At 46.6% G+C, this 25,776-nt stretch carries 23 protein-coding genes and 1 tRNA gene; 11 read left to right on the forward strand and 13 right to left on the reverse strand.

Translation table 11 applies throughout. From position 1 onward, the window contains the following. The first annotated feature begins 214 nt into the window (after positions 1-214). The gene (locus AC3FZD_RS04030) at positions 215-448 is read left to right on the forward strand and encodes a hypothetical protein (RefSeq protein ID WP_488738896.1); all 234 of its coding nucleotides are present in this window, start codon (positions 215-217) and stop codon (positions 446-448) included. 36 nt (positions 449-484) lie between these two features. Here the strand turns inward: AC3FZD_RS04030 and AC3FZD_RS04035 are convergent, their stop codons facing one another. Continuing rightward, the gene (locus tag AC3FZD_RS04035; RefSeq protein ID WP_488738897.1) at positions 485-1,729 is read right to left on the reverse strand and encodes a glycosyltransferase family 4 protein; all 1,245 of its coding nucleotides are present in this window, start codon (positions 1,727-1,729) and stop codon (positions 485-487) included. A gap of 20 nt (positions 1,730-1,749) precedes the next feature. Here AC3FZD_RS04035 and AC3FZD_RS04040 point away from each other — a divergent pair, with 20 nt between their 5' ends. After that, positions 1,750-2,547 carry a class I SAM-dependent methyltransferase gene (locus tag AC3FZD_RS04040; RefSeq protein WP_488738898.1) on the forward strand — a complete coding sequence of 266 codons (798 nt, stop codon included), beginning with the start codon at positions 1,750-1,752 and terminating at the stop codon, positions 2,545-2,547. Positions 2,548-2,726: 179 nt separating this feature from the next. Here AC3FZD_RS04040 and lptC read toward each other — a convergent pair whose 3' ends face one another. From lptC to metG, 3 genes are all read right to left on the reverse strand, one after another. Continuing rightward, positions 2,727-3,941 carry an LPS export ABC transporter periplasmic protein LptC gene (lptC, locus tag AC3FZD_RS04045; protein ID WP_488738899.1) on the reverse strand — a complete coding sequence of 405 codons (1,215 nt, stop codon included), beginning with the start codon at positions 3,939-3,941 and terminating at the stop codon, positions 2,727-2,729. Positions 3,942-3,956: 15 nt separating this feature from the next. Then, positions 3,957-4,571: a LabA-like NYN domain-containing protein gene (locus AC3FZD_RS04050; RefSeq protein ID WP_488740260.1), complete on the reverse strand. Its 615-nt coding sequence runs from the start codon at positions 4,569-4,571 to the stop codon at positions 3,957-3,959. Between the two features lie 83 nt (positions 4,572-4,654). Next, positions 4,655-6,253 (reverse strand): methionine--tRNA ligase, encoded by a 1,599-nt coding sequence (gene metG / locus AC3FZD_RS04055; protein WP_488738900.1) that lies wholly within the window; start codon positions 6,251-6,253, stop codon positions 4,655-4,657. A gap of 357 nt (positions 6,254-6,610) precedes the next feature. Between metG and AC3FZD_RS04060 the strand changes: the two genes are divergently transcribed. Then, positions 6,611-7,414 carry an alpha/beta fold hydrolase gene (locus tag AC3FZD_RS04060; protein WP_488738901.1) on the forward strand — a complete coding sequence of 268 codons (804 nt, stop codon included), beginning with the start codon at positions 6,611-6,613 and terminating at the stop codon, positions 7,412-7,414. Here the strand turns inward: AC3FZD_RS04060 and AC3FZD_RS04065 are convergent. Both AC3FZD_RS04065 and AC3FZD_RS04070 read right to left on the reverse strand, forming a co-directional pair. Then, positions 7,404-9,146 (reverse strand): sensor histidine kinase, encoded by a 1,743-nt coding sequence (locus tag AC3FZD_RS04065; RefSeq protein WP_488738902.1) that lies wholly within the window; start codon positions 9,144-9,146, stop codon positions 7,404-7,406. The genes AC3FZD_RS04060 and AC3FZD_RS04065 overlap by 11 nt on opposite strands. A 284-nt stretch (positions 9,147-9,430) precedes the next feature. Continuing rightward, complete coding sequence (locus tag AC3FZD_RS04070; RefSeq protein WP_488738903.1) at positions 9,431-9,661, reverse strand: hypothetical protein; 231 nt, start codon at positions 9,659-9,661, stop codon at positions 9,431-9,433. Between the two features lie 412 nt (positions 9,662-10,073). Between AC3FZD_RS04070 and lepA the strand changes: the two genes are divergently transcribed. Further along, positions 10,074-11,885 (forward strand): translation elongation factor 4, encoded by a 1,812-nt coding sequence (lepA, locus tag AC3FZD_RS04075; RefSeq protein WP_488738904.1) that lies wholly within the window; start codon positions 10,074-10,076, stop codon positions 11,883-11,885. Positions 11,886-11,915: 30 nt separating this feature from the next. Here the strand turns inward: lepA and AC3FZD_RS04080 are convergent, their stop codons facing one another. The 5 genes from AC3FZD_RS04080 to trxA form a co-directional block, all read right to left on the reverse strand. Beyond that, the gene (locus AC3FZD_RS04080; protein ID WP_488738905.1) at positions 11,916-12,644 is read right to left on the reverse strand and encodes an ABC transporter ATP-binding protein; all 729 of its coding nucleotides are present in this window, start codon (positions 12,642-12,644) and stop codon (positions 11,916-11,918) included. An 18-nt stretch (positions 12,645-12,662) separates the two neighbouring features. Beyond that, positions 12,663-13,880 carry an ABC transporter permease gene (locus AC3FZD_RS04085; protein ID WP_488738906.1) on the reverse strand — a complete coding sequence of 406 codons (1,218 nt, stop codon included), beginning with the start codon at positions 13,878-13,880 and terminating at the stop codon, positions 12,663-12,665. 5 nt (positions 13,881-13,885) lie between these two features. Then, positions 13,886-15,388, reverse strand: coding sequence for an efflux RND transporter periplasmic adaptor subunit (locus tag AC3FZD_RS04090; RefSeq protein ID WP_488738907.1), 1,503 nt, complete (start codon positions 15,386-15,388; stop codon positions 13,886-13,888). A 347-nt stretch (positions 15,389-15,735) separates the two neighbouring features. Then, positions 15,736-15,806, reverse strand: a tRNA-Gly gene (locus AC3FZD_RS04095). 104 nt (positions 15,807-15,910) lie between these two features. Continuing rightward, on the reverse strand, positions 15,911-16,228 hold the full coding sequence (gene trxA, locus AC3FZD_RS04100; protein WP_488738908.1) for a thioredoxin: 318 nt from the start codon (positions 16,226-16,228) through the stop codon (positions 15,911-15,913). A 124-nt stretch (positions 16,229-16,352) separates the two neighbouring features. Between trxA and fabG the strand changes: the two genes are divergently transcribed. Next, positions 16,353-17,099, forward strand: coding sequence for a 3-oxoacyl-[acyl-carrier-protein] reductase (gene fabG / locus AC3FZD_RS04105; RefSeq protein ID WP_488738909.1), 747 nt, complete (start codon positions 16,353-16,355; stop codon positions 17,097-17,099). Between the two features lie 55 nt (positions 17,100-17,154). Here fabG and AC3FZD_RS04110 read toward each other — a convergent pair whose 3' ends face one another. Next, complete coding sequence (locus AC3FZD_RS04110) at positions 17,155-18,231, reverse strand: ATP-dependent 6-phosphofructokinase (RefSeq protein WP_488738910.1); 1,077 nt, start codon at positions 18,229-18,231, stop codon at positions 17,155-17,157. Positions 18,232-18,377: 146 nt separating this feature from the next. On the opposite strand from AC3FZD_RS04110, the gene era reads away from it, so the two are divergent. Together era and AC3FZD_RS04120 are read left to right on the forward strand one after the other, a co-directional pair. Continuing rightward, entirely contained in the window at positions 18,378-19,355 is a 978-nt protein-coding gene (era, locus tag AC3FZD_RS04115) for a GTPase Era (RefSeq protein WP_488738911.1), read from the forward strand. Between the two features lie 131 nt (positions 19,356-19,486). Continuing rightward, a complete protein-coding gene (locus AC3FZD_RS04120; RefSeq protein ID WP_488738912.1) occupies positions 19,487-20,974 on the forward strand; it encodes a hypothetical protein in 1,488 nt (495 codons plus the stop codon). A gap of 6 nt (positions 20,975-20,980) precedes the next feature. On the opposite strand, the gene AC3FZD_RS04125 is transcribed toward AC3FZD_RS04120, so the two are convergent. After that, positions 20,981-21,934 (reverse strand): ABC transporter permease, encoded by a 954-nt coding sequence (locus AC3FZD_RS04125; RefSeq protein WP_488738913.1) that lies wholly within the window; start codon positions 21,932-21,934, stop codon positions 20,981-20,983. Positions 21,935-22,161: 227 nt separating this feature from the next. On the opposite strand from AC3FZD_RS04125, the gene AC3FZD_RS04130 reads away from it, so the two are divergent. From AC3FZD_RS04130 to AC3FZD_RS04145, 4 genes are all read left to right on the forward strand, one after another. After that, positions 22,162-23,157, forward strand: a complete 996-nt coding sequence (locus AC3FZD_RS04130; RefSeq protein ID WP_488738914.1) for a S1C family serine protease — start codon at positions 22,162-22,164, stop codon at positions 23,155-23,157. Positions 23,158-23,243: 86 nt separating this feature from the next. Continuing rightward, positions 23,244-24,380, forward strand: coding sequence for a DUF58 domain-containing protein (locus tag AC3FZD_RS04135; RefSeq protein WP_488738915.1), 1,137 nt, complete (start codon positions 23,244-23,246; stop codon positions 24,378-24,380). Positions 24,381-24,499: 119 nt separating this feature from the next. Further along, a complete protein-coding gene (locus tag AC3FZD_RS04140; RefSeq protein WP_488738916.1) occupies positions 24,500-25,057 on the forward strand; it encodes an HD domain-containing protein in 558 nt (185 codons plus the stop codon). 95 nt (positions 25,058-25,152) lie between these two features. Further along, positions 25,153-25,572 (forward strand): DUF2996 domain-containing protein, encoded by a 420-nt coding sequence (locus AC3FZD_RS04145; RefSeq protein WP_488738917.1) that lies wholly within the window; start codon positions 25,153-25,155, stop codon positions 25,570-25,572. Positions 25,573-25,776 lie beyond the last annotated feature (204 nt).

Genomic DNA, 25,776 nt, shown 5'->3' on the forward strand with positions numbered 1-25,776 from the left:
AACTTGAGAAGATTTGCACATAGAGTTTAAGTACAGCATAGTCATTTTTCAGGTACGCTAGAGAAAATATATGGATTATTTTAACTTCAATGAACTGAGCTGGGTGGTGAGAGTTCGTAATATTTCGTTAAATAAATCAGGAACGCGATCGCCCCCTAAGTTTTATAATGAACCATAAATCACCTTGAACGTCTGGGAATAAGGGAGTTGAGTGATGATAGAGTTTAATGGGTTCATCTTTGGCCTATTCTTGTGGATTGCCTATTCTGTCGTGCTGCTGCAATTATTTAGCCCTCGCGATCCCTTTACTCCCCAAAATTTGGCCTATGACCATGGGGGAGCCACCATTACAGTTGAATATAGAGTTGCAACCATTTCTGATGCCCTCTATGCGCCAGATCATCCCTCAGTCAGGGGTAACTGTAATCTGCGATCGCAGATCACCTAATATTTTCTGATGCTGCCAAGCGCCTCCCCATTCCCCTCAACTTGGGCAAGCCTTTTCTAAGGCACGTTCGTATTGTTTGCCCATCTGTTCCCAAGTGAAGCAATCTTCAATCAGTTTCCGACCCTTTTGAGAGAGTTCGGCTCTGAGTTCGGGGTTTTCAAATAATCGGGAAATGCTTTCAATATACTCTTTTACCGTATTGGCTCGCAAGGCAACACCATCAGCATCGAGTCCTTCTAAACCGCGATCGCTCCCCACAACCGGTACACCTGCTGCCATGGCTTCTAGGGTCTTGTTTTTAATGCCAAAACCGGTTTGTAAAGACACCACACAAATAGTGGTTTGGTGGAGCGCTTCCACCATGGAGGAAACCCTTCCAGTGACTTCTACACCGGGTTGGTTGGCTAAGGCTTTAATCTCAGCCGTTGGACGATTGCCAATAATGCGATACTTGACTTGAGGATAGCGCTGACGCAGTTGGGGGAAGACTTTCTTGGCAAAAAAGATCGCTGCATCCATGTTATGAGTTAAGTCCATCGATCCCACAAAGGCTAAGGTATAACCGCCCGGATCTTGGGTTCGACAAGGAAATAATTCTAGATCTACCCCATTGGGAATCACTTCAATTTTGTCAGCAGGGGCAAAAATTTGGAGTTGTTTGCGATCGTCAACCGTCGTAACTACCAGTTTGTCAGTAATTTGGGAATACTGTTTTTCGTAGCGATAGAGAACCGGTAAATAAAGGCGATCGCGCCAGAGGTTTTCGGAGGCTCCGGTATCAATGGCATTTTTCGTTCCCCAATACATGGAACTGTGGACATTGACTACCATACCCACCCGATTTTTAAGCTCTGGACGTAAATAAACGGCGTTGGCACTATGTTCGCAGGTAATAGCATCATATTTACCCTGCTCTACGCCTTCGAGAACCAGGGTTTCAATATCCTTGAGGTAACGGTGAATCACATTTTGGGGTTTTCCTTCCCAGAATGAGGAGAATAGGCGCTTTCCTTTGGCGATCGCCCCTTTGCGCTCATCCGCAACCAGGGGAAAAATCTTCAGATCCCTGACATTATCCTGCAAACCGGTAATATCTTCATCAGTGACATCGGGCGATCGCTGGGCCACCACAGTTACTTGATGGTCTTTTTGTAGATATTTAAGCAGATTAAATGTCCTCACTTCTGTCCCCGACCGACTAGGGGGATAAGGAAAAGTGGAGGAAAGCATCAGAATTTTCATATAATTACCGTCGAGGACTCTACCGATCCGTTCTACCATAACCGAGGAAAAATTTAGCCATGAAGCAGATTACAATTCCCCCAGAATCCCCCGCCAGTTGGCAAGAAGTATTTTACTATGACCAGATAGAAATTTATGGCGATCGCCGGGTTCTGGGTCATACCTATGCTTACCAGAATCGTCGTCAGGTGGTGATTGATTTGGTGCAAAAAGTGGCCCAACCAGGGGCTAAGGTGTTAGATGTGGCCGCTTCTCAGGGCAATTATAGTCTATGGCTGGCAGAATTGGGCTACCAAGTGACTTGGAATGACCTGCGATCGGAATTAGTCGATTACGTGAAACTGAAGTATGAAAAGGGCAATATTGAGTATGCTCCTGGGAATTTATTTGATTTAGGGTTTGATTCTTGTTTTGATGTGGTCTTGATTACGGAAATTATCGAGCATGTAGCCCATCCCGATCAATTTCTGCAAAAAATTTCCCAACTGGTGAAGCCGGGAGGATATATTGTGATGACCACTCCCAATGGGGAATATATTCGCCATAATTTACCCAAGTTTTCCGATTGTCCCGATCCCTCTTTGTACGAAGAACAACAATTTAGCCCCAATTCGGATGGTCATATTTTTCTGCTCCACACCGATGAAATTCCGCCTCTAGTGAAGCAAGCAGGCTTAGAAATAGAAGAAATTCGCCTGTTTACCAATTCCTTAACCAATGGCCATATTAAACTAGAATATCTGTTGAAAATTTTGCCCAAAGGGGTAGTGGATGGCATCGAAAAATTCACCGGTTCTTTGCCTTTTTCTTGGCAACGGAAACTGCATAAAGGGATGGCGGTTTTGATCCGCCGATGATGGGGGAATGGGGGAATGGGGGGTACAGAATGTAGGTTGGGTTGAGGAACGTTCATGTCGGCTTTGCCGAAAACCCAACACCAGTTTGACGAAAGTTGGGTTTCACGCTTCGCTCAACCCAACCTACAATTTTGAGCTTGCCAGTCCACTACGAGGGTTGGCTTGATATTAGCACTCAGCTAAGGGATAATCTCGGTAATGACTCTGGTGCGATCGCCACTACTGACGGTTATATTTTGATCTCGCAACTGACCAAAGGCTCTGGCTCCTTGCAAAAATAACGGCGGATTCGCTTGACGATAGGTGACATTCCCCGTAGCTTCCACCTCTTCCTTTTTAAAGAACCAGGTAACATTTTCTGCCGATAGATCCGACTGATTTTCTCCCCCGGTTACCCGGACATTTTGGTTTAAATAAGCAATCTGATTGGCTAAATCCACGGAGCCGCGATCGCCCACTAAGGTCAGTTGTTCATCCAAATGGTCTAGGGTAATCTTTTGATTGGCTCCCACAGATTGGGATTTCAAATCCCAAGTCATGGAATCGCTTTGCACTTCTAAGGCTGGATTTACTGCGGTTAAGGTGACTTGATTCATTAAGGTAACCGATTCCTTTTCTAAATCCACCATACTTCCTCCAGCTAAAGCCGTATGACTGGGGGGAATTTCGGGTTCATCGGTTAACTTTTGCTTGTTGTCTTCCCCTCCTTCATAATGTTTGATTTCGATCGCCACCGATCCCACCACTTTCTGATCTTTCATCAGCCACACTAAGTGTTCGGTGTTCATCCGTAACTGGGGCTTATGAGTAATTGCCTGTACATTCCCGATTAATTCCATTTGCCGCAAGCGGCTATAGAGTTTAACTTGATTGGCTTTAGCTTCCACCTGGGGATGGGAACCCGTCAATGTATTATTAACCATCAGTACATCTGCATGGGGTCGCCATTCCAGTTCATTCCCTTCTAACACCACTTCATCTGCAACGGCGATCGCCTTAATTCCATCTTTGAGTAAAATTAAATTGCCATCTTGGTGAACTTCTCCCCGTTTAGCTTCCACTCGATAGACTAATTTTCCATCTTGATACAATTCTCCTGATGGTTCTTCCACCGTAGCAATTTGTCGGTCTTCACTATAGGTGGCCGATTTTGCATGGACTTTCCATAACAACTGACCCCGATCGTCTCCTTGTTCTAGGGTAATATCATTAAAAACCAATTGAATGGCATCCGAATCTTCAGCATCGGATGCCGCTTGCACCAGTTTATCGGGTGCATTAGAGCCACCACAAGCGGATAAGGCGATCGCCAAAATCAAGCCTAAACTGGTTTTGACCCTCACCTTCAGGGGATCGCCGGTTTTCTTGCCCATGCTCCAGGATCTATCAACCATGTACAGCCCACAACCTTATCGTTTTTCTTGTCGTTCATCCATGAGGCTTAAACTGGATAAGGGGCGATAGGAATAGGTGTTTTGCCGGGGTGTTTTTTGGATATCTTCCTTAATGCTTTCGAGATCGATATAGCGATCGGCCACATTAATTAAACTATCACTCGTCATCGATCGCAAACTCACCACCTCTACCCGCACCCCCCGATAGCTCACTGAATCCACCGCATAGGCGAGATCCCCATCACCACTGACCAATACTGCCGTATCATAACAGCCAACTAAAGCCATCATATCCACCGCAATTTCCACATCCAAATTCGCTTTTTTCGAGCCATCGGGCAGTTGCACCAAATCCTTGGCAATCACTCGATAGCCATTGCGACGCATCCATAACAAGAATCCTTGCTGCTTCTCATTGGTGCGATCGACTCCCGTATAGAAAAACGAACGTAACAAGCGCGAACCATTGGTTAAGCGGCACAATAACTTGGTGTAATCAATCTCCATCCCCAATTGCAAGGCGGCATAGAAGAGATTAGAACCATCAATAAAAATGGCCACCGTTCCCCGATTGGAAAGCACTTGTTCTGGAGTACATAGACTTGGATTTTGTTCCATCGATTCATACATCATTACTTATACCTCAGTTCTTAAAATCTTATGGTTTTATGGTGGTTTGGAAAGAGAAAGGAAAGCTTGTTATTATATCAAATTCAAGCTTCAATTAATTCTAGACGTTGGAAAACCGGTTTAGGATTACCTAACGTTTGTTGACCGGGTAATATGCCCCATTGGGCATGGCTTTCAAAGGGGATTTTGTTTTCAAGGTCTCTAACCTGGTTAAAATCGACACTAAATCCTAATTGGTTATAGATGGCGGTGCTAAGACCCGGAATAATCGGTGAGAGCAGATAGGCTGCTAAACGCACGGATTCTAGAACCGAGTAGAGAACTTCTGCTAGGGACTCTTGCTTTCCTTGTTTATACAACGTCCAGGGCGCTTGCTCATCAATATATTTGTTACTGCTTTGCACAAGGCCGAGAATGGCTTCACAAGCTTGGGAATAAGCGAGGTCATTGTAATGCCGATCTACTTTTGACTTCAAGGAACTTCCCAGGATTTTCAGGGGATTATCATCAGGAATGTCATTAGGGGCGATCGCCGGAACTTGACCTTGACTATATTTTCTCACCATCCCTAGAGTCCGATTGAGCAGATTTCCTAAATCATTAGCTAGATCCGCATTAAGAACATTAATAAATCGAGTTTCATTAAAGTCCCCATCCTTACCAAACTCAATTTCTTTCAGAAAATAGTAGCGAACCGCATCAGCCCCATAGCGATCCACTAATTCATAGGGGTTTAACGTATTTCCCAAGGTTTTACCCATTTTCATCCCATCTTTAGTCAAAAAGCCATGGCCAAACACCCGTCCTGGCAAAGGGAGACCCGCAGACATCAGCATTGCTGGCCAATAGACCGTGTGGAAGCGCAGAATATCTTTACCAATTAGATGGGTTTGAATCGGCCACCACCGGGCGAGAGCATTCTCTAAACTGGGTGTATCTTCGGGATCGAGTAAGGCGGTGATATACCCTAATAGGGCATCGAACCACACATAAAGGGTGTGTTTGACATCTGTCGGCACAGGAAACCCCCAATCTAGGTTAACTCGCGAGATGGAAAAATCTTGCAGCCCACGAGCCACAAAGCTAAGGACTTCATTACGGCGACTTTCCGGTTGAATGAAGTCTGGATTCTCACTATAGAAGGATTCTAACGGGTCTTGATATTTAGACAAGCGGAAGAAATAGTTATTTTCGTCCCGCCATTCTGTGGATTTGTTGGGATGAATAGGACAACGGCGATCCTCAAGCAGGTCTCGTTCTTCTTTAAATTCTTCACAGGAAACGCAATACCATCCTTTTTGCACCCCTTGATAAATGTCCCCATTGTCCCAAACTCGCTGGAAGAATTCTTGCACAATGTGATGATGGTTTGTCGCCGTGGTTCGACTAAAGCGATCATACTGAATGTTGAGCTTCTGCCAGAGGGTTTGAAACCCCTGGACAATTTCATCACAATGGGCCTGGGGGTCTTTCCCCCGCTCCTGAGCCGTGCGCTGGATTTTTAAGCCATGTTCATCTGTACCCGTAATCATCAAGACTTCTTCTCCGCGAAGTCTCCAGTAGCGGGCTAAAACATCTGCGGCAATGGTGGTATAGGCGCTGCCGATATGGGGCAAGTCATTGACGTAGTATAGAGGAGTTGTAATGGTAAAGGTTTTTTTTGCTGGATAGTTAGAGTTCATAGAAAATATGATTAGCGTTTTTAATGACCTGCTTTGTCAAATCAACCCGTTAGGTTGTCTTATGGATTTTACTCAATCGATCGATAAGGGGAATTAATTCTGATTGTAGCCTTAGTTGCTCAAGTTTGTCTTGATTGCCTATCGATTTGAGGTGAGACTAAGATAACAGACTTTAGAGAAACTGAGTCGATTGCTCTTTAAGGCTTAAAGGGATGGCAGAATCGGAAATGTCCGAGGCAATGCCCAAAAACAGATAAAAAAGCATTATCTATAATTAGGATGAGTTAATTTTGTTTTTGGGATCGGTGCAATGGTTGTCGATCTTGAATACCCAAGGCTATCTTTTGATTTTCTCCTATGTCTGACCTTTACCCTCATTTTCTCCAGTTAACTGCTGTGCGTCCCCAGGCGGATCTATGGGTTTTCCTGCCCGGTATGGATGGTTGGGGATCGTTGTTTGCTCGTCAGGCACAAGGGTTGCAAAGGGATTTTGAGGTGCGAGCCATGAGGATTCCGCCAGATAATCGCCTGGATTGGGAGGGGTTGAGCGATCGCCTCATCGAGTTTATTCAAGCTCAATTGGTCTCCAAAGTCAACCGCCGGGTTTATTTATGTGGGGAGTCATTTGGGGGCTGTTTAGCCCTGAAAACGGTTCTGAAAGCACCGGAATTAATTTCTCGCTTAATTTTGGTCAATCCTGCTTCTTCTTTTCACCGTCGTCCTTGGATGACTTTGGGGGAGTCGATTGTGCCTTGGATTCCCGATCCCCTCTATAATTTGGGCAGTGTTGCTGTTTATTTGTTACTGGCTGCCTTGCCTCGCATCGCTCCTGAAGATCGCCAGGCTCTCTGGTCTGCCCTTTGTGATGTGCCTGCTGATACCTCGGCTTGGCGGTTATCTCTGCTTAGGCAGTTTACTCTCCCTCCCCAAGATCTACAGGGGATCGGGCAACCGACCCTAATTTTAGCCAGTGGCAGCGATCGTTTATTACCGTCCATCTCTGAAGCCCGCTACTTGCAACAACAGCTTCGGGATGCTCAAATCGTTTATTTACCCTATAGCGGTCATGCCTGCTTATTAGAAGAGTCCATCAGTCTCTTCACTATTCTCTGCGATCGCGGATGGATTCGAGCCAACTCTCCCACAGAAGTTACTCCTTAACAATTACCGGTAATTGTCCCAGGGGAGCTGTAAAAGTGACCGTCGAGCCGAGGCCTTCTCCCATACTAAAGAAGTTCACTTCACCGCCCATGGCCTCAATTAAGCGCTGAGAAATGGCTAATCCTAAGCCCGTTCCTCCATATTGACGGGTACGCGATCCATCAATTTGGGAAAAGTTCTGAAACAATTGTTCTTGCTTCTCTAAGGGAACACCGATACCGGTATCGGCTACACTCACCTTGACAAAGCCGGGATAGTCGCGATCGCCCACATGAAATTTCTTGGCGATTACTTCAGCCGTAATCGTAATTCCCCCTTCATGAGTAAATTTAATGGCATTACCCACCAAATTTAACATCACCTGTAACAGGCGCTGATAATTCCCTGTAATCATCACTTCATCGCGGGTTAGGGTGCGGCTGACTTCATAACTTAACCCTTTGGTTTCCGCCTGCGGTCGAGTAAAGTTTTCTAAGTTGGTTAAGAGTTCATCCAAATTCACTGGACTTAGCTCAATCTGCATTTTTCCGGCTTCAATTCGGGCCAGATCCAACACATCATTAATTAAGTTTAGAAGATGTAAGGCGGACTTATGGGCTTCTTGAACCCATTCGAGTTGCTCTTCTGGATCGTCAGCCATACCATCGAGGATCAGCTTGAGAAAGCCAATCATGCCATTGAGGGGGGTTCTCAGTTCATGGGAGGTATTGGCTAAAAATTCACTTTTAAGTCGTGAAGCTTCTTCGGCTTGTTCTCTGGCTAATTCTAGTTCTTGGTAGAGTGTCGCATGGGCGATCGCCGTTCCCACCTGATCCGCCAACTCCCTCACCAACTCGATCTCGTCCGGTGACCACAAATAGGGTTGATCGTCATCCGAGCGCACGGGAGGTGATAACATCAGTAATCCATTGGGTTGATCCTGATAGCAGGTGGCTACCGCTAACCGAGACTCTGAGGACTCCTTACCCTCCTGTTCTACCCAAGCTAAAGGTTCTAGACTCGATAAGGCTCCCATCAAGGGGGAATTTTCCTCTAAGGAGATCAAGCTTCCCACTTGCGATCCACTCCCTTGATGGCTATAGTGGGCAACGATTTTCAGATTTTGGCTCTCTAGGCATTTTTGGGCGATCGCACAGCTTTCTAGATTTAAGGCAATACCTAACCCTTCCACCGTCTGCTTCCAAATCGTTTCGAGATCCAGAGTTCGTCTGATTTTACGGGTGACTCGCGTCAGCAGAGTCTGATAATGATCGGTAGTTCTGTTTTCTCCCTGCTTTAGCACATCTGGACTACTGGCAAAGGATTGAGATCCCACAGCGCTCGACAGCAGTCTCCCCAGCACTAACACTTGATTGGCTTTCAAAGGAGAAGTTAGCACTGGAGTGACGACCAAATCGAAGAGTAAGTAATATTCCCCATAGCGAAAGGGATAGCTAAAACGTTCCGGCAATTGATTTTCCAAGACTTGACGCACTCGATCCAAATAGGGATCGATAGGGATAGGATAAAGGGTCTTTTCCATCAATTCCCCGACTAATTTTTCAGAGGCTAAATCATAGCGTTCTGCTTGAGTCCAATTAAAAGCTAGGTACTCACCAGAAGTATTATGAATAAAGCTTAATTCAGCCCCTAACCCTAACAGAATTGACGGTTTGGCATTTCCCCTCTCTAAAGGGTTAGAAAGGCTGGTGTCATTTAGGGTGGAAATGGATGCATGGGAAGAAGCATTCATGAGTTGGTGTCGGTGAATTTTTAAGAGACATTTGACCTCTAACCTAGAGTAGCTCAGATTTTCCAGATTGAGGACTAACCGATTGATGACTTCTGTCCGGTTGTAGACTCTTGAAGCTCTCTAGTCAGCTTTGGGGATGGAATGGCCTGGATTGAGCCTGATGATGTTCACAGGCCTGGCATCTGAGCAGGAGGGGAGTAACAGAAGAGACCAAAAGTCTATTGGGGATCTTCAGAGTTTAAAATCTCCTGGAGATCGCCTGGATCTCTGGGGAGATTTCAGTTTTAGTCGTTCCATTCACCCCTTGGAGGCAGGGGAGGGCTTTTGATCAGAGTGCGGGTGAGTTCATCATCTCGTTGGCTTGAACCTCTGAGCCATTGACGAATTGCTGTTTCAATAATTCTCGAAGGGTCATTGGTTAAGTGCTGAATTTGTTCGAGTAATTCCGCATCTAAGGCGATGGAAATTTCGACTTTATCGAGTTTACGTTCGGAAGAAAGAGTAGGATCATTCATGGGTTTCAGTTTAAGCCTCAATATACATCAGATTTTTGTTTCTACCCTAGTTGTTTTCGATCTTTTTTTCAACCTGACTGAAAGAAAAAAACGACAGTTTACCTTATTAATGGAATCTGTTTTGTTCAGTCTCATTTAAGGATTCTGTAGGGTCTGACCTAAAAAGGGGTTAGGTCTACAAGACTACAGCAGCAGGCCCATTTAAAGCACGTAGGGTTTATCTTAGTTTAACATGCCGCGATCCTATGATGAATGGAGGATGGCTGGTAAATTCCCTTAAACTCCCGGACTAGGTTAAAATATATTAACTATCCGAGCCAACCCTACAGGCCGCTTGTTTGCTCAAGTGCGTCTGAACCGGAGCGACCATTTTAACTGCACGTTTCACTCAATTAGGTTCAAATTTAACTTTATGACCGACGCTAAAGTCTCTCATATTCGTAATTTCTGTATTATTGCCCATATCGATCATGGTAAGTCTACCTTGGCCGATCGCCTGCTCCAGTTTACCGGAGCCGTTGCCGATCGCGATATGAAGGAGCAGTTCTTGGATACCATGGATCTCGAACGGGAGCGGGGGATTACCATTAAGCTCCAGGCGGCTCGGATGAATTATCAGGCCAAAAATGGAGAAACTTATGTTCTAAATTTAATTGATACTCCGGGACATGTGGATTTTTCGTATGAAGTGTCGCGATCGCTGATTGCCTGTGAGGGAGCGCTGTTGGTGGTAGATGCTTCTCAGGGTGTGGAAGCGCAAACCCTGGCGAATGTCTATTTGGCACTGGAACACGACCTAGAAATTATCCCCGTTCTGAATAAAATTGACTTGCCAGGGGCGGAACCAGAGCGGGTGAGAGCAGAAATAGAAGAAGTGATTGGTTTAGACTGTAGTCAAGCCATTTTAGCTTCAGCCAAGGAAGGGATCGGTATTCCAGAGATTTTAGCCGCCATTGTTAAGGGTATTCCTGCCCCAGAAGATACCACGGAGAAGCCCCTACGGGCGCTGATTTTTGACAGTTATTATGATAGCTATCGGGGCGTTATTGTCTATTTTCGGGTGGTGGATGGTAAGGTTTGTAAAGGCGATCGCATCCGCCTCATGGCAACAGGCAAAGAATACGACATCGACGAATTAGGCATTCTTTCTCCCACCCAGGTGCAAGTCCAGGAACTGCACGCTGGAGAAGTGGGTTATTTAGCCGCATCCATTAAAGCCGTGGAAGATGCGCGGGTGGGCGATACCATCACCCTGAAAGCTCAACCTGCCGACAAGCCCCTCCCCGGATATAAAGAAGCCAACCCCATGGTATTCTGCGGCATGTTTCCCACCGATGCCAACCAGTTTCCCGAATTGCGTGAAGCCCTGGAGAGACTCAAACTCAATGATGCTGCCCTCTCCTATGAACCAGAAACCTCTAGCGCTATGGGTTTTGGCTTTCGCTGCGGGTTCCTGGGGTTACTACACATGGAAATTGTCCAAGAACGGTTAGAGCGAGAATACGATCTAGACTTAATTATTACTGCGCCTTCCGTAGTTTATCGAGTAATCTCTAACTCCGGAGAAGTGGTCAATATTGATAATCCCAGCACTCTGCCCGCAGCCAACGAACGGCAAAGCATTGAAGAACCCTATGTACAGGTTGATATTATTACCCCAGAAACCTATGTGGGCACATTGATGGAATTGTGCCAAACCCGGCGCGGGGTGTTCAAGGATATGAAATATCTAACCCAAAGTCGCACCACATTAATTTATGAGTTGCCCTTGGCGGAAGTAGTCACTGACTTTTTCGATCAGATGAAAACGCGATCGCGCGGTTATGCCAGCATGGAGTATCAGTTCATTGGCTATCGCCCCAACGATCTAGTCCGTTTAGATATCATGATCAACAACGATCCCGTCGATGCCCTCGCCATGATTGTCCATCGGGATAAAGCTTACTATGTGGGACGGGGATTAACCGAAAAACTGAAAGAATTAATTCCCCGCCATCAATTTAAGGTTCCCATTCAAGCCGCCATTGGTTCGCGAGTCATTGCCAGCGAACATATTCCCGCCTTGCGTAAGGATGTGTTAGCCAAATGTTACGGCGGTGATATTTCCCGGAAGAAAAAACTGCTGCAAAAACAAGCCAAGGGTAAAAAGCGGATGAAATCCATTGGTACAGTAGATGTGCCCCAATCCGCATTCATGGCGGTGTTGAAGTTGGATAATGGGTGATTTATTTTATAGTGCCCACCCCCAAATTCGTTATAAATGGGAAGCCTGTAAGTCTTCTATACTTAAATGAGATTGAACTACTGCACCATCCCTAAACCAAATAATACGGTTAGTTAATCGAGCCACATCGGGTTCATGAGTAACCATGACTACAGTCATACCATCACGGTTGAGTTGGGTAAAGATATTCATCACTTCTTCCGTGGTTTTGGTGTCTAAAGCACCAGTTGGCTCATCTGCCAGCAAAACAACGGGACGATTAACAATAGCTCTGGCGATCGCCACCCGTTGCTGTTGTCCTCCAGAGAGTTGATTGGGTTTATTTTTCATCCGATTTTCTAAACCCACTTGTTTCAGCGCTTCTGCGGCTCTGTCTTGACGCTCCCTGCCTTTAATTCCAGCATAAACCATGGGTAACATCACATTTTCTAGGGCAGTTAATTGGGCCAATAAATGAAACTGCTGAAACACAAACCCCAGTTTTTGGTTGCGAATGCTGGCAAGTTCCTTTTTCGGCAACTGCGCCACATCCGTGCCATCCAAATAATACTTACCGGAGCTGGGGCGATCTAAACAGCCAATAATATTCATGGCGGTGGATTTTCCAGAGCCAGAGGGCCCCATAATCGAGCAATATTCCCCCGATTGAATCGTTAAGCTGACATCGGCGATCGCCTGAACTTCCACATCCCCCATCTGATAGACTTTCGAGATATGTTCTAAGCGAATAATATCTTTTTTTTCTAATTCCTGATTCATGAATTTTTCGATCTCTATTTAAGCACTACGCAAGGCAACAATAGGGTCAAGTTTAGCCGCTTGTCGGGCAGGAAATACACCAAAAAATAAACCAATCGTTCCAGAAACACCAACAGCCAGGGTAATGGCTACTAACGAAACTTCTGCATCTAGAGCCGTTAAGCTGCTAATCACCCAAATGCCACTAATGCCTAATCCTGTACCAATTAATCCACCCATAACCGATAAAATAATCGCTTCGATCATGAACTGAATTAAAATATCTTGTTCCGATGCTCCGATCGCCTTTCTTAACCCGATTTCTTGGGTGCGCTCGGTCACCGAAACTAGCATAATATTCATAATACCAATGCCACCGACGAGTAAGGAGATTCCAGAAATTGCTGCCAGCAACAGGGTGAGAGCGCCCGTGATACTCCCTAAAATATTCATTAATTCCTTTTGGGAGCGTACCGTAAAATCATCCTCATCCGTAATTTTATGCCGGAAACGGAGCAAGTTTTCAATCTGGAACTTGGCCGCATTCATGCGATCTTCCGACTTAATGGAAATGGAAATTAAACTCACTTGCGTCCCATAGGGGGAAGTATTCCCACTCACTCGGTTAGTCATCGTGCTGAGGGGAATATAGGCCGCCATATCCATGTTATCCCCAAAGGATGAACCTTTGGGTTGCATCACCCCAATAACCCGAAAACTAATCGATTTTAAGCGTAGGGTTTCCCCCACAGGATTGCGATTTCCAAATAATCCTTTGGCTAACTCCGATCCAATGGCAACCACGGTTTCACTGCGCTTAACATCTAATTCATTCAGAAAGCGGCCATTGGCTACACCTAAACTGCGTACTGTTAGTAATTCTGGCGTACTTCCAGTAATGGAAATGGCCACATTATTGCCCTGGTAGCTCACCGTTTCCCTAACAGTTAGAATGGGAGCTACTGCTGCTACTGAGGGCACTTGTTGCTCAATCGCCTCAGCATCCTCTAGGACTAAGGTTTGGGGAGGGACAATGCTTCGTCTCTGAGCATTGGGATTTCCCGGTAGGACAAATAAAACATTGGGCCCCAACGACCCCACCTCGCTAGTGACATAGTTTTGGGTTCCTTCACCAATGCCAATCATGGCAATGACAGAAGAATTGCCGATAATAATCCCCAGCATGGTTAACGTGCTTCGCATTTTATTACCCAGTAGAGTTTTACCGGCAATTTTGATGCTTTCTACGATGTCCATAATGTCTATTCGATCTCGCGATTAACAATTTCATCCAGGGTTTTACCGTCGGGTAATTCCACAAAGACGGGTTGACCCGGTTTAATTCCGTCTAAAATTTGGATTTGATTGCCCAAGAGGGGGCCAATGGTGACCGGTTGAAATTTCGGTAGCTCGCCATCCCCAGGCACTAACACGCCAGTTTGTCCCTGATGGGTAATAATCGCCACAGTGGGCACGACTAAGGCGTTGGTGAGTTCATCCCCCACAAAGGATATATCCACATTCATCCCCGACTGAAGCAAGTCTAAGCCCGTTTGAATTTCTACCCGCACTTGAAAGAGGGTGACATCCCTTTCCTTGATGGCTTCGGGAGCAATCAGATGGACGCGACCTTCAAAGGTGCGATCGGGATAGGCATCGGCAACAATTTCTACTTTTTGATTGGGGTAAATTTGGCTAATGTCGGCTTCGGGAACTTTGGCGAGAACTTCCAAGCCTTGGGCCAAAGCCACAATTGAAGTAGAGGTGGCTGAGTCGGCGGAAGAGGCGGCAGTGACTGGAGTGACAAAGGCTCCCGGTTCAGCATATTTCTGCACAATTAAGCCGGAAAAAGGGGCTTTGACTTCCGTATCTTCGAGTTGCACTTGGTAGTATTGCACATTCGCTTTTGCTTCTACTAAGTCAGCTTCTGCTTTAGCAATATCTTCGGTGCGGGTTCCATTCACTAGGCGGTCTAGAGCGGCTTGGGCTTCGGCGACTGCGGCTTGGGCTTCGGCAATATCTTCTGTTCTAGAGCCATTTTGCAGGCGCTCTAGGCGGCGTTGAGCTTCCATCGCCCCGGCTTCGGTTTGCTCTAAATAAGCTTGGGCGCGGCGTTGATCGTCGAGTCGTTGATCGAGTTCATCCCTGGAAATTGCGCCCTCATCGGCTAGGCGTTGATTGCGTTCTGCTCGTTCTTGGGCTAAGTCTAAACGAGATTGGGCTTCCGACACCAGAGCTTGGGCACGGTTGAGAGAGGCTCTGGCTTCAGCAATGTCTTCTGGACGGCTACCCGCTTGTAGTTCGGCTAAATTGGCTTGGGCGCGTCTGAGTCTGGCTTGGGCTTCGGCAATGTCTTCAGAACGGTTTCCGGCGATCGCCTTATCGAGTTCCGCTTGAGTACGGGTTAATCTGGCTGTGGCTTGTCGCAGTTGAGCTTCAAGTTCCTCCCTTTCCATTAGGGCGATCGGTTCTCCTTTTTCCACGCGATCGCCTTGTTCCACATAGAGTTCGGCTAATCTCCCTTGCACTTTGGGACTGACATTAACCCGACGCATGGGTTGTACCACCCCACTGGCATTGATGCGAATGGTGAGCGTAGACGCTTGGGCAGGAACCGTTAAGGAGGCGATCTGCTCTCCTTGAGAAGGCGATCGACTCATGTTGAGGTACACAATCCCAGTCCCGCCAATACCGGCAACAGCAACCAGTCCCAACAGCCAAGGGAGAGGCTTTTCAAGTTTGGGGTGGATGAGCGGCAATTGCATGATTTAAATGTTCCTTAAGGTTCAGTATAAATGAGTTTTTTGAGTTGGATAGACTTGGGTTGATATAGCCATTAACCCCTGCTTTTAGGGTAGACTGATTTTCTATACTTGTGGGGATATGGGCCGGACATTTCCTAAACTGGACTCATGGGCAATCAAGCGATTCATGCCGATCTGGCCATTCCTCTTTATAGATAACTCTAATACTATAGAGCTATTTTTAAGATAATCCTAACCTCCATAGGAATGCAACAACTCTATGGGCAGGGGGACTCTTGACGAAAGCCCAGACCTCATCTACTAGATGCTTTAGAATCGCCATAGCCTGGAAATCGATATATTCAAGAAGCGGGTGGGGGGAATCGAACCCCCATCAATAGCTTGGAAGGCTATGGTTTTACCACTAAACTACACCCGCAAGTTGAGGAAAACAACGAAATCAGCCGTTAATTACCCACTCTCACTAATCTAACACAACTTTCAGAAAAAAGCTAGACTTTGAGCCAAATTTCTTCGAGTTACTTAAATCAAAGTCTGGAGGCGAGCAATCAGGGGTTCTGCCTTAATTACACCTTCAATTTTATCTACGGGTTTGCCCTGCTTAAAGAGAATCAGGGTTGGCAAGGCTTCTACCTGGTACTCAGAAGCGAGTTGGGGATATTTATCTGAATCAATCTTCACCACTTGGATCGCTTTTCCCATCTGGGTTTGCACTCTTTCCAAAATGGGAACCATCATTTGGCAGGGGCCGCACCAAGTGGCATAGAAATCGACCAAAACCGGGACATCAGATTGGGCGAGGAGGTCGGGAAAACTCTTAAATTGCTTTTTAACGGCCATGTTGTATCAATTAAAAATTAAAAATTAAAAATTGGGCATGGGTTGAGGAAGAATTGCCTCTTCCCCCCATTCTAAGGCAAAATGCCCTAAGCCTAACTTAAGAAATAGTCAAAAGACCTGGTTTATGGGAAATCTATTACAAGATCGAGTGGCTCTAGTGACGGGAGCCTCTAGGGGAATTGGTCGGGCGATCGCCCTTGACCTAGCCGCAGAAGGAGCGAAAGTTGCGGTTAACTACTCTAGCTCCAGCACAGCCGCCGAAGAAGTCGTCAGTCAAATCAAAGACCAAGGAGGAGAGGCGATCGCCCTGGGAGCAGATGTTTCCCAAGCGGAAGCCGTGGACACCCTGGTTAAAGCCGTTATGGATCAATGGGGACAGATTGATGTCCTGGTCAATAACGCCGGGATTACCAGAGATGGTCTACTGCTACGCATGAAACCCGAAGACTGGCAAGCGGTCATTAACCTCAACCTAACCGGAGTCTTTCTTTGTACTCGTGCCGTCAGTAAAATCATGCTCAAACAACGTCGAGGCCGGATCATCAACATTGCCTCCGTCTCCGGCCAAATGGGAAACCCCGGTCAAGCCAACTATAGCGCCGCCAAAGCGGGGGTAATTGGATTTACCAAAACCGTCGCCAAAGAAATCGCCAGTCGGGGCGTAACTGCCAATGCAGTTGCTCCGGGCTTTATCGCCACCGACATGACCAAAGACCTAGCCGCCGACGAAATTCTCAAATTTATTCCCCTCGGTCGCTATGGTCAACCAGAGGAAGTTGCAGGAATGGTACGTTTCCTCGCCGCAGATCCCGCAGCCGCCTACATTACCGGTCAAGTCTTTAACGTAGATGGGGGTATGGTAATGGCCTAATCGCTTCATCGTCTTGCGGATCGGGCAAGGGGCTTGGGGCCCCTTGTTTTGAGGGTTAATCGCCCAAACAAATACCCAGACCCCTAGCTGTTTTTACTAAAGTCCCTTGAGGATCAACCGTTTGGTAATGTTTAATCGCATCTTCAATGGGCACGCTTACCACTTGCCGATTTTGCCAAGTCACCATGTAATCATATTTACCCTCAGCCACTAAATCAACGGCGGCTACCCCAAAGGCAGAAGCCACCAGACGGTCAGTAGCTGCGGGAATGCCCCCCCGTTGGGTATGACCTAACACTGTTACCCTGGTTTCCGCCCCAATTTTAGAAGTAATGCTATCGGCAATGTAATGGCCGATGCCTCCATAGCGGCGCTGTCCGAGAACATCCACATTAGTAATTGCTCCGCCCTCAATGGTTTTTACCGCTTCCGAGATAATCACCAAAGAATAGTTTTTGCCGATATCTCGACGCTTGATAATATGGTCGCAAACCTTATTGATGTCGTAGGGAATTTCAGGAATCAGGATCACATCCGCACCGCCAGCAATTCCGGCACTGATGGCAATATGGCCAGCATCCCGACCCATCACTTCTAGAATTAAGACTCGGTTATGACTGGCTGCGGTAAATTGGAGTCGGTCTAGGGCTTCTGTAGCAATATCAACGGCGGTTTGGAAACCAATAGAGCGCTCGGTAATGCCAATGTCATTATCAATGGTTTTGGGGATACCGATAATGTTCATATTGCCCTGTTTGGCTAGTTTTCGCAGAATGGCTAAAGAGCCATCGCCACCGATCACCAGTAGGGCATCGAGGCCCAATTGATGGTATCCTTCGATCATTTCTTCTGAGCGATCGAGTAATGTGCCATCAGGCATCGGATAAGCAAAGGGGTCGCCCTTGTTGGTAGTTCCTAAGATGGTTCCACCCGTGAGCAGTAGACCGCGAATGTTGCTTCGGTTTAATTCGATCGCCTTTGGAGGACGTTCTAATAACCCCAATGTGGCTTGATAAATTCCAAAGACTTCATAACCATAGGTTCCTGTGGCATGATAGACGACAGCTCGAATCGCAGCATTGAGACCTGCACAGTCCCCGCCACTGGTTAAAATACCAATGCGTTTTCCCATAACTTTGTCCTCCCGTAGCTTTTGAGTTGAATGAAGACCAAGCGGCTCTAGTGGCCCTTACAGGAGTAAATTAAACTCAAATTCTCTGAAAGTTCCATAATGTCAACTTGACTTAATCTTTGTTATTTCCTGACTTACGATCCCCCATGACCGATTCTCTTGATCCTCAATCTGAAGCCCTCTACGATACTTCTGCCTCATCCTTTACGTTAATTCCCGAACCCCCTCCTGGCTTTAAGTCAGGGTTTGTGGGGATTATCGGCCGTCCCAATGTAGGCAAGTCCACAATTATGAATGAGTTGGTGGGACAAAAAATTGCTATTACTTCACCCGTAGCTCAAACCACACGCAACCGCTTGCGGGGAATTCTGACCACTTCAGCCGCTCAATTTATTTTTGTGGATACCCCTGGCATTCATAAACCTCATCATGAGTTGGGGAAGGTGTTGGTGGAAAATGCCAAGTTGGCGATTAAATCCGTGGATGTGGTGTTATTTGTGGTCGATAGTGGGGTTGCTGCGGGAGGGGGCGATCGCTATATTGTTGATTTACTCTCTTCGGTTAAACTGCCCATTATTCTCGGACTCAATAAGGCAGATCAACAACCGGAGGACTTTGGGGCAATCGATCGAAGCTATACACAACTAGCCCAAGCTCACCAGTGGCCTACCCTGAAATTTTCTGCCCTCACCGGTGAGGGATTAGACTCCCTACAAACCCTACTGGTGGATAATCTAGACCCTGGCCCCTACTATTATCCCCCCGATTTGGTCACTGACCAGCCAGAACGCTTTATTATGGGCGAATTAATCCGCGAACAAATTTTACTGCTCACTCGCCAAGAAGTTCCCCATTCGGTGGCGATCGAAATTGAACGGGTAGAAGAAACTCCGCAAATCACTCGCGTTTTTGCAGCCATTAATGTAGAACGGGACTCCCAAAAAGCGATTCTGATTGGTAAAAAAGGAGCCATGTTAAAAAGCATTGGTACAGCCGCACGGGAACAGATGCAAAAATTGATTTTAGGTCAAGTTTATCTGGAATTATTTGTTAAAGTTAGACCGAAATGGCGACAATCTCGCGCTCGTCTGTCCCAGTTTGGCTATCAGGTGGGAGAGGATTAAGAAGGTTATGATGGCTCTAGTGAGGAAACTTTTGTATATCTAATGCTGGTCATTTCCGTAGCCGGTAGTGTTAGCATATCGTCAACTGGTTCAAAGATATTAATTTTGACCGTTTAGGAGCTTCTTCAACTATGGATTCAGTATTTAATCGCATTGGGGAATGGAATCCCCAATTATTAAGGGAGCTAAAAGGGAGACTCAAGCCCGCTCCCCTATTTTTAGCTTTGGGAGCAGCCGTGCTTTTACAAGGTCTTCTGATCCTGATAGCAGCAGAATATGATGATACCTTTGCCTGGTCAGTCATTTTTCATTCCCTGGGTTGGGTTATCCCTTTGACTTTATCAATATGTGGCGTATTTTTATTGACCAGTGATATAGCCAAAGAGGTCAACAAAGGGACTCTAAATTTTATTCGCTTCAGTCCTCAAGAGAGTGAAAAAATCTTATGGGGTAAGGTGTTAGGCGTTCCCATTATTGTGTACTTTTTTACTCTACTCTGTTTGCCCCTCCATGCTTTCGCTGCTCTACAGGAGTATTCTTTAGTTAGCGTTTTAGCTCTTTATAGCCTGTGGGGATTAGGATGTGGAGTCTGTTACGCATTCGCCCTATTGGTTGGCCTAATCGGTAACGATAAAATGGGGGAACAAGCTCGTGCGGGTAGCGCTAGTGCCACCAGTTTAATGGTGATGCCTTATTATTTAATGGGGGTAAATTGGGGCTTGGAGCAGTATGTTTTCGGTAATGCCGAATATATTGAGGGGTATTGGTTTATGTTTCCCCTGTCTTCCGCTTGGGTGGGCTATGGATTAACGGTGGTAACGGGTGTAGGGATAGCCTATTGGATTGCTTCTATTCTTAATCGAGCCTACCAAAATCCCCTAGGTACAAGGATGAGTAAATCTCAAAGCTATGGGATGGTGGCACTGCTTCAGGTGTGGTTATTGGGGTTTGCGCTGCCGGTAGGCTTAGATTACCCTGAGCAAGGATTGTACATGCTGTTTTCCCTCAGCTTGTTTAATTTGGTAGTCATTCTGTTCACCAGTTTTATGGTGACTCCAGAGCGGCAAAATTGTCTAGATTGGGCTAGATATCGCCATCAACAGTCTAGGGAAAATCGAGGCTTAATTCGGGAGTTGCTGTGGGGTGAAAAGAGTCCTGCTGTGGGTGCGATCGCGCTGCAAGTGCTAATCATTACTGCGATTTGGATCTTTTTTGCGATCGCCCGCTTATCCAACCCGGAACGGACTTGGGCCATTTTATCTTTGATCCTCTCCGCAAATTTGATGCTCATTTATGGAGTAATCATCCAATTAAGTTTACTCAACCGCTCTAAAAACCGGACGGCGATCGGCGGAGCTTTACTCCTCGCGGGGTTATGTTTCCCCTTTATGCTTCTAATGATGTTAGAAATCACCCCAGAAATTGCTCCTGGTTGGTGGATGTTCTCTGTATTTGGGGGGAGTTGGTTTGCCTTAGAACAAACTGCCCAAACCTTAATCTTACCCTTTGCCTTTTCCCTCTTAGCTCAATGGGGTATTTTTGCCGCCTTGAGTACCACCTTAAGGTCTCGGTTAAATAAGTTAGGGCAATCAACCACCAAGGTTTTAATGACAGATTGAAGCCATTTATGGGATCGCTTGTTTCTGGGTAAAAGAAAATACAACTCCTATGGGGCCGCGCTTTTTCCAGGAAAGCTTTTTCGGTTTCCCTAAAGCCTGGGTGATCCGGTCTAACAAGATAGCGACGAAGACAATACTGATCCCGCCAACCGTGGCTAATCCCACATCCAGGCGGCCAATACCTCGTAAGACCATTTGACCGAGACCTTCTACAGAAATCATTGAGGCCACCACCACCATAGATAGAGCTAAGAGTATAGATTGATTCACGCCAGCGAGGATCGTAGGTGAAGCTAGGGGAATTTGCACTTCCCAGAGGACTTGGTTGGGAGTGGAACCAAAGGCGATCGCCGCTTCCACCACTTCCTTAGACACCTGACGAATCCCCAAATTGGTTAATCGAATCAGAGGGGGAACAGCAAAAATCAAGGTAACAATCACTCCCGGAACTTCCCCAATCCCAAAGAGCATCACAACCGGAACCAAATAAACAAACGAAGGCAAGGTTTGCATCGCATCCAGAAGCGGCCGCAAAATAGAGTCAAAGCGATCGTTTCTGGCGGCTATGATGCCAATCGGCAGACCAATAATGATACAGAATGCCACCGCACAAATCACTAGAGATAAGGTAGTTATGGCTGGCTCCCAGGTTCCCAGTAAACCAATGCCTATCATAGCCACTAGGCTATAGATAGCAATCCCAGAGCCACAAAATTGCCATACCAGCAACCCTAAGAAAATTAAGAACAAGGTGGGAGGAATAGCCAGTAAACTGGCTTCGATGGTATTGAGAACAAAAGCAAAGGGAATTGTAGTCAGTTGAAAAATAGGGCGAAACCGATCGACCAAGAAATCGACAAAATGGGTCACCCAATCTCCCAAGGGTAGGGTATACAGTTGAAAGGGGTCAAGGAAAACTGGCATTTCACCAACTAAGGATGAAGATAAATAATCAAGCATTAATTCATGAATTAAACGAAACAACAAACAAAGGTTAAACCCCGATCGCCAAATCTTGATTGTCTACAAGCCTGTCAAATCAATTCCTGGCTCCAGATGGGCATTCTGGACTATAGGTGGGTTGTTGAAGTAATCGATGACCAGTGCCTATTCTACAATCAGGAAACCATCAGCACTATCTTTGTGTCATCCCTTAATGAAGGATTGCCAACCCTGGGTAAAGAATCATGATCCAACCAAAAACCTTATTCCTATCCACTCTAGCAGTGGGATTATTCATCACTGCACCAGCCCTCAGTTTACCGGAAAACCGGCTACTGGCGCAATTTAGCAGTGAAGAGCAAACCCGAATTCAAGTTTATCGCCAAGCCAGTCCGGCAGTGGTGACGATTAAGGCTGGACGAGGTTCAGGTTCAGGGAGTATTGTCAGATCTGATGGTTTAGTGTTAACCAATGAGCATGTGGTTTCTGAAGCTAGAGGCGGACAGGTAGAGGTAAGAACATCCCAAGGCAATCGTTACCCAGGTTATGTGATTGCGGTGGATCGCCGTAATGATTTAGCCTTAGTTCGTCTGCAAACCAATGAGAGCTTACCGACGATTCCGATCGCCGATCGCCAAGGGGTACAAGTCGGTCAACAAGTTTATGCTATTGGTAGTCCCTTTGGTCTGTCAGGAACTATTACTACCGGTATCCTCAGTCGCATTGACCCAGAAAACGGAGACCTACAAACCGATGCAGCGCTCAATCCGGGGAATTCTGGCGGCCCTTTACTCAATTCACGAGGGGAACTAATCGGAGTTAATAAAGCCATTTTAAGTCGGGATGGAACCAATAGCGGCATCGGTTTTGCCACTAATGCCTTAATTGCACAAGAGTTTATTGTGGCGAATGGCAATCAACGCGATCCGGGCTTTCCGAATGATTCAGTGGCTCGACGCGATCCCACTTTTCCTGAAGAGAATAGCAGTAGGGGCGATCGCAATTCCGATCCTCCCCGTCTAGGGGTAACTATCGATCAAGACTTAACCATATTAGAGGTAGAACGGGGGTCTTTAGCGTCTAATATTGGCTTTCGACCAGGCGATCGCCTCTTAGCCATTAATCACCGTCGTTTGCGAGGAGTCAACGATCTCATCGGCTTCCTAGAAACCCGTCCCCGCTCCATGCTGCTCACCGTGCGACGCAATCGCAGAATTGCCGAAGTCTTGGTTGAATTTTAATGGGGGAACAGGGAACAGGGAACAGTCCATTCCCCATCCCCAGAAGCGCTATAAAAGATAAGGGGAAATAATTTAGGAGTAAGAGCGTGATAGAGGCGATCGCCGATTGGTTAGAGAGAAAGTGGGTCAATCCAGCCTATGGGGGATGGTTGCTAGGCGCTCTGATGGTCTTCTTCTTTGGAGCCGCCACCAATACCATGGTGGGATGGCTCTATGTGATTAGTGGCATTCTCGCCGCTTTACTATTTATGGCGGCGATTTTGCCCGTGCTATCCCTACGCGGACTAAAGATCCATCGCCATCGCATCCGCCCCATCAGTGCTGGCGATTATCTCACCCTTGAACTTGACATCGAAAATTGTACGAACCAACCCAAAACCCTGCTTCAAGTTCAGGATCTGCTGCCCTTTGTCCTCAGTCCTCCCCAAACCACGGCGATCGCCCATATCCCCCCTTACAGCAGCTATAAATGGATTTATGACCAACCGACCCAAAAAAGAGGAATTTATCGTTGGAGTAGCCTACAGCTCAGGACAGCCGCCCCTTTGGGCTTATTTTGGTGTCGCCGTCGCCGGGAAGCGCCTGCTACGGCGATCGTTTATCCCCAAGTGCTATCTCTGCGAACTTGTCCCCTAATTGACGACCTCGGTCAAGACCAGAGCCACCCTAAATTTAAGCGCGACGATCAGGGCATCCAAAATTCCACAGAAGGCTTAACTCGCTCCTTACGCCCTTATCGGGTTGGAGACTCCTTGAGGTTGATTCACTGGCGCACCAGCGCCCGCTATGGCGACTTAAGGGTGCGAGAATTGGAGATTATGGCCGGAGGTGAAGAGGTGGTGATTGCCCTCGATACGGAATGGGCTTGGCATCCCGAAACCTTTGAACAAGCCGTCATTGCGGCTGCTTCTCTCTATTTCCATGGCTCCCGTCGGCAAATGAATGTGAAACTTTGGACGGCTTATACTGGACTGATTCAAGGCTATCAAGTGGTCTTAGAAAGCTTGGCAGGAACCACGTTTGGGGAACCCGCGCGGAATTTACCCAATTTACCTTTAATTTTACTCACTCAAAATAGCGATCGCCTCAATCAGCTCCCTGTCGGCAGTCGTTGGGTCTTTTGGCCCCCAGAAGAGGGGTCTGGCAGCATTAAACAAGATTTTAAAGGTTTAGAGATCAAGGGTGATCGGCCCCTAGAGTTGGAATTACAACAGCCTGTGTGAGGGAATGGGGGAATGGGGGAATGGGGAGACATGGAGACGAGGGCGCTCCCTGAGCGGAGTCGAAGGGAGCGGAAATCGATAATTGTTAATTATTAATTGTTAATTGTTAATTAAAAAATATGCTTTCTAAACGGTTTGAGAAAGCCTTGATTTTGGCACACCAACTGCACCAAACCCAGATCCGTAAGGGTTCAGGAGTTCCCTATATTGCCCATCTTCTGGGAGTTGCCAGCATTGCCCTAGAATACGGTGCAACGGAAGATGAAGCGATCTCTGCCCTCTTGCATGATGCCATAGAAGACCAAGGGGGAAAAGAAACCCGCGATCGCATTCGAGAAGAATTTGGAGATACCGTAACGGCTATAGTCGAAGGATGCACTGACGCTGACACGACACCTAAACCCCCTTGGCGACAACGGAAAGAAGCCTATCTTGCCCACCTTCCCCAAGCTTCTGCTTCCGTTCGCCTTGTCTCGGCTGCCGATAAACTCTATAATGCTCGTTCGATCCTCAAAGACTATCGCCAAGTCGGAGAGAGCATTTGGGACAGATTTAAAGGTGGAAAAGCCGGAACCCTATGGTACTATCAAGCCCTAGTTCAAGCCTTTCAAGAAGCAGATAACACTCCCCTAGTCCAAGAACTCGCCCAAGTGGTCGCCGAAATGCAAAACCTATAATGCTTTGTGCGGTAATGGGCCATCTCCCCATTCCCCCACTCTCCCATTCCCCCCTATGATTAGGAAAGATAGTACATTTTCTCAAGACTCGGACTATGGCAGAAGAACAAAGCACAGCGCCTAAAAAAGAAAAGCCACCAGCCCCAGAAGAAAAGCCCTTCGCGGAGTTTATTCAACAGGATTATCTACCTGCCCTACAAGCGGGACTAGAAAAACAGGGCATTAGTGACTTGAAGCTCAACTTTACTCAAGCGAAAATAGCTGTACAGGGTTTGGAAAAAGAACCGCCCTGTTGGCAAGTGATCGGAACCTGGAAAAATGGACAACACCAATTTAATGTTTACTTTTTTAAAGAAGACATTGGTGGACAACGGGCTTTTTCCTATTCCCATAATGGCGCTAAACCCAGTACCCTCGAACCTTTCTTGATTGACGAGCGAAAAATTACTCTGGGTCTATTGGTCTTTGGGGTTGTCACTCGTTTGAATGGGCAAAAGTGGCTGACGCTCAATTAATCTATAGTCAGCATCAATGAGGGGAATCTTCCCCTCTAAGCATTTATGCTTGGTGAATCCAGATCGATCAAATCAACGCTGCACCCGATCCCCATCTGGTCATGAAATGCTGATAGACACAGGATCGCGACAAATCCCCAAAAACCGCACGATCCCCAAATCCTAATTTTAAGAATTAACAAGACTCTAAAATATGCATTAAAT

The sequence above is a fragment of the Roseofilum sp. KMC-1 genome, assembly GCF_057802075.1.

Excerpts from the sequence above, each read along its gene's own strand:
- AC3FZD_RS04030 (WP_488738896.1), top strand. The coding sequence starts at position 215 with ATGATAGAGTTTAATGGGTTCATCTTTGGCCTATTCTTGTGGATTGCC.
- AC3FZD_RS04035 (WP_488738897.1), bottom strand. The coding sequence starts at position 1,729 with ATGGTAGAACGGATCGGTAGAGTCCTCGACGGTAATTATATGAAAATT.
- AC3FZD_RS04040 (WP_488738898.1), top strand. The coding sequence starts at position 1,750 with ATGAAGCAGATTACAATTCCCCCAGAATCCCCCGCCAGTTGGCAAGAA.
- lptC (WP_488738899.1), bottom strand. The coding sequence starts at position 3,941 with ATGGTTGATAGATCCTGGAGCATGGGCAAGAAAACCGGCGATCCCCTG.
- AC3FZD_RS04050 (WP_488740260.1), bottom strand. The coding sequence starts at position 4,571 with ATGTATGAATCGATGGAACAAAATCCAAGTCTATGTACTCCAGAACAA.
- metG (WP_488738900.1), bottom strand. The coding sequence starts at position 6,253 with ATGAACTCTAACTATCCAGCAAAAAAAACCTTTACCATTACAACTCCT.
- AC3FZD_RS04060 (WP_488738901.1), top strand. The coding sequence starts at position 6,611 with ATGTCTGACCTTTACCCTCATTTTCTCCAGTTAACTGCTGTGCGTCCC.
- AC3FZD_RS04065 (WP_488738902.1), bottom strand. The coding sequence starts at position 9,146 with ATGAATGCTTCTTCCCATGCATCCATTTCCACCCTAAATGACACCAGC.
- AC3FZD_RS04070 (WP_488738903.1), bottom strand. The coding sequence starts at position 9,661 with ATGAATGATCCTACTCTTTCTTCCGAACGTAAACTCGATAAAGTCGAA.
- lepA (WP_488738904.1), top strand. The coding sequence starts at position 10,074 with ATGACCGACGCTAAAGTCTCTCATATTCGTAATTTCTGTATTATTGCC.
- AC3FZD_RS04080 (WP_488738905.1), bottom strand. The coding sequence starts at position 12,644 with ATGAATCAGGAATTAGAAAAAAAAGATATTATTCGCTTAGAACATATC.
- AC3FZD_RS04085 (WP_488738906.1), bottom strand. The coding sequence starts at position 13,880 with ATGGACATCGTAGAAAGCATCAAAATTGCCGGTAAAACTCTACTGGGT.
- AC3FZD_RS04090 (WP_488738907.1), bottom strand. The coding sequence starts at position 15,388 with ATGCAATTGCCGCTCATCCACCCCAAACTTGAAAAGCCTCTCCCTTGG.
- trxA (WP_488738908.1), bottom strand. The coding sequence starts at position 16,228 with ATGGCCGTTAAAAAGCAATTTAAGAGTTTTCCCGACCTCCTCGCCCAA.
- fabG (WP_488738909.1), top strand. The coding sequence starts at position 16,353 with ATGGGAAATCTATTACAAGATCGAGTGGCTCTAGTGACGGGAGCCTCT.
- AC3FZD_RS04110 (WP_488738910.1), bottom strand. The coding sequence starts at position 18,231 with ATGGGAAAACGCATTGGTATTTTAACCAGTGGCGGGGACTGTGCAGGT.
- era (WP_488738911.1), top strand. The coding sequence starts at position 18,378 with ATGACCGATTCTCTTGATCCTCAATCTGAAGCCCTCTACGATACTTCT.
- AC3FZD_RS04120 (WP_488738912.1), top strand. The coding sequence starts at position 19,487 with ATGGATTCAGTATTTAATCGCATTGGGGAATGGAATCCCCAATTATTA.
- AC3FZD_RS04125 (WP_488738913.1), bottom strand. The coding sequence starts at position 21,934 with ATGCTTGATTATTTATCTTCATCCTTAGTTGGTGAAATGCCAGTTTTC.
- AC3FZD_RS04130 (WP_488738914.1), top strand. The coding sequence starts at position 22,162 with ATGATCCAACCAAAAACCTTATTCCTATCCACTCTAGCAGTGGGATTA.
- AC3FZD_RS04140 (WP_488738916.1), top strand. The coding sequence starts at position 24,500 with ATGCTTTCTAAACGGTTTGAGAAAGCCTTGATTTTGGCACACCAACTG.
- AC3FZD_RS04145 (WP_488738917.1), top strand. The coding sequence starts at position 25,153 with ATGGCAGAAGAACAAAGCACAGCGCCTAAAAAAGAAAAGCCACCAGCC.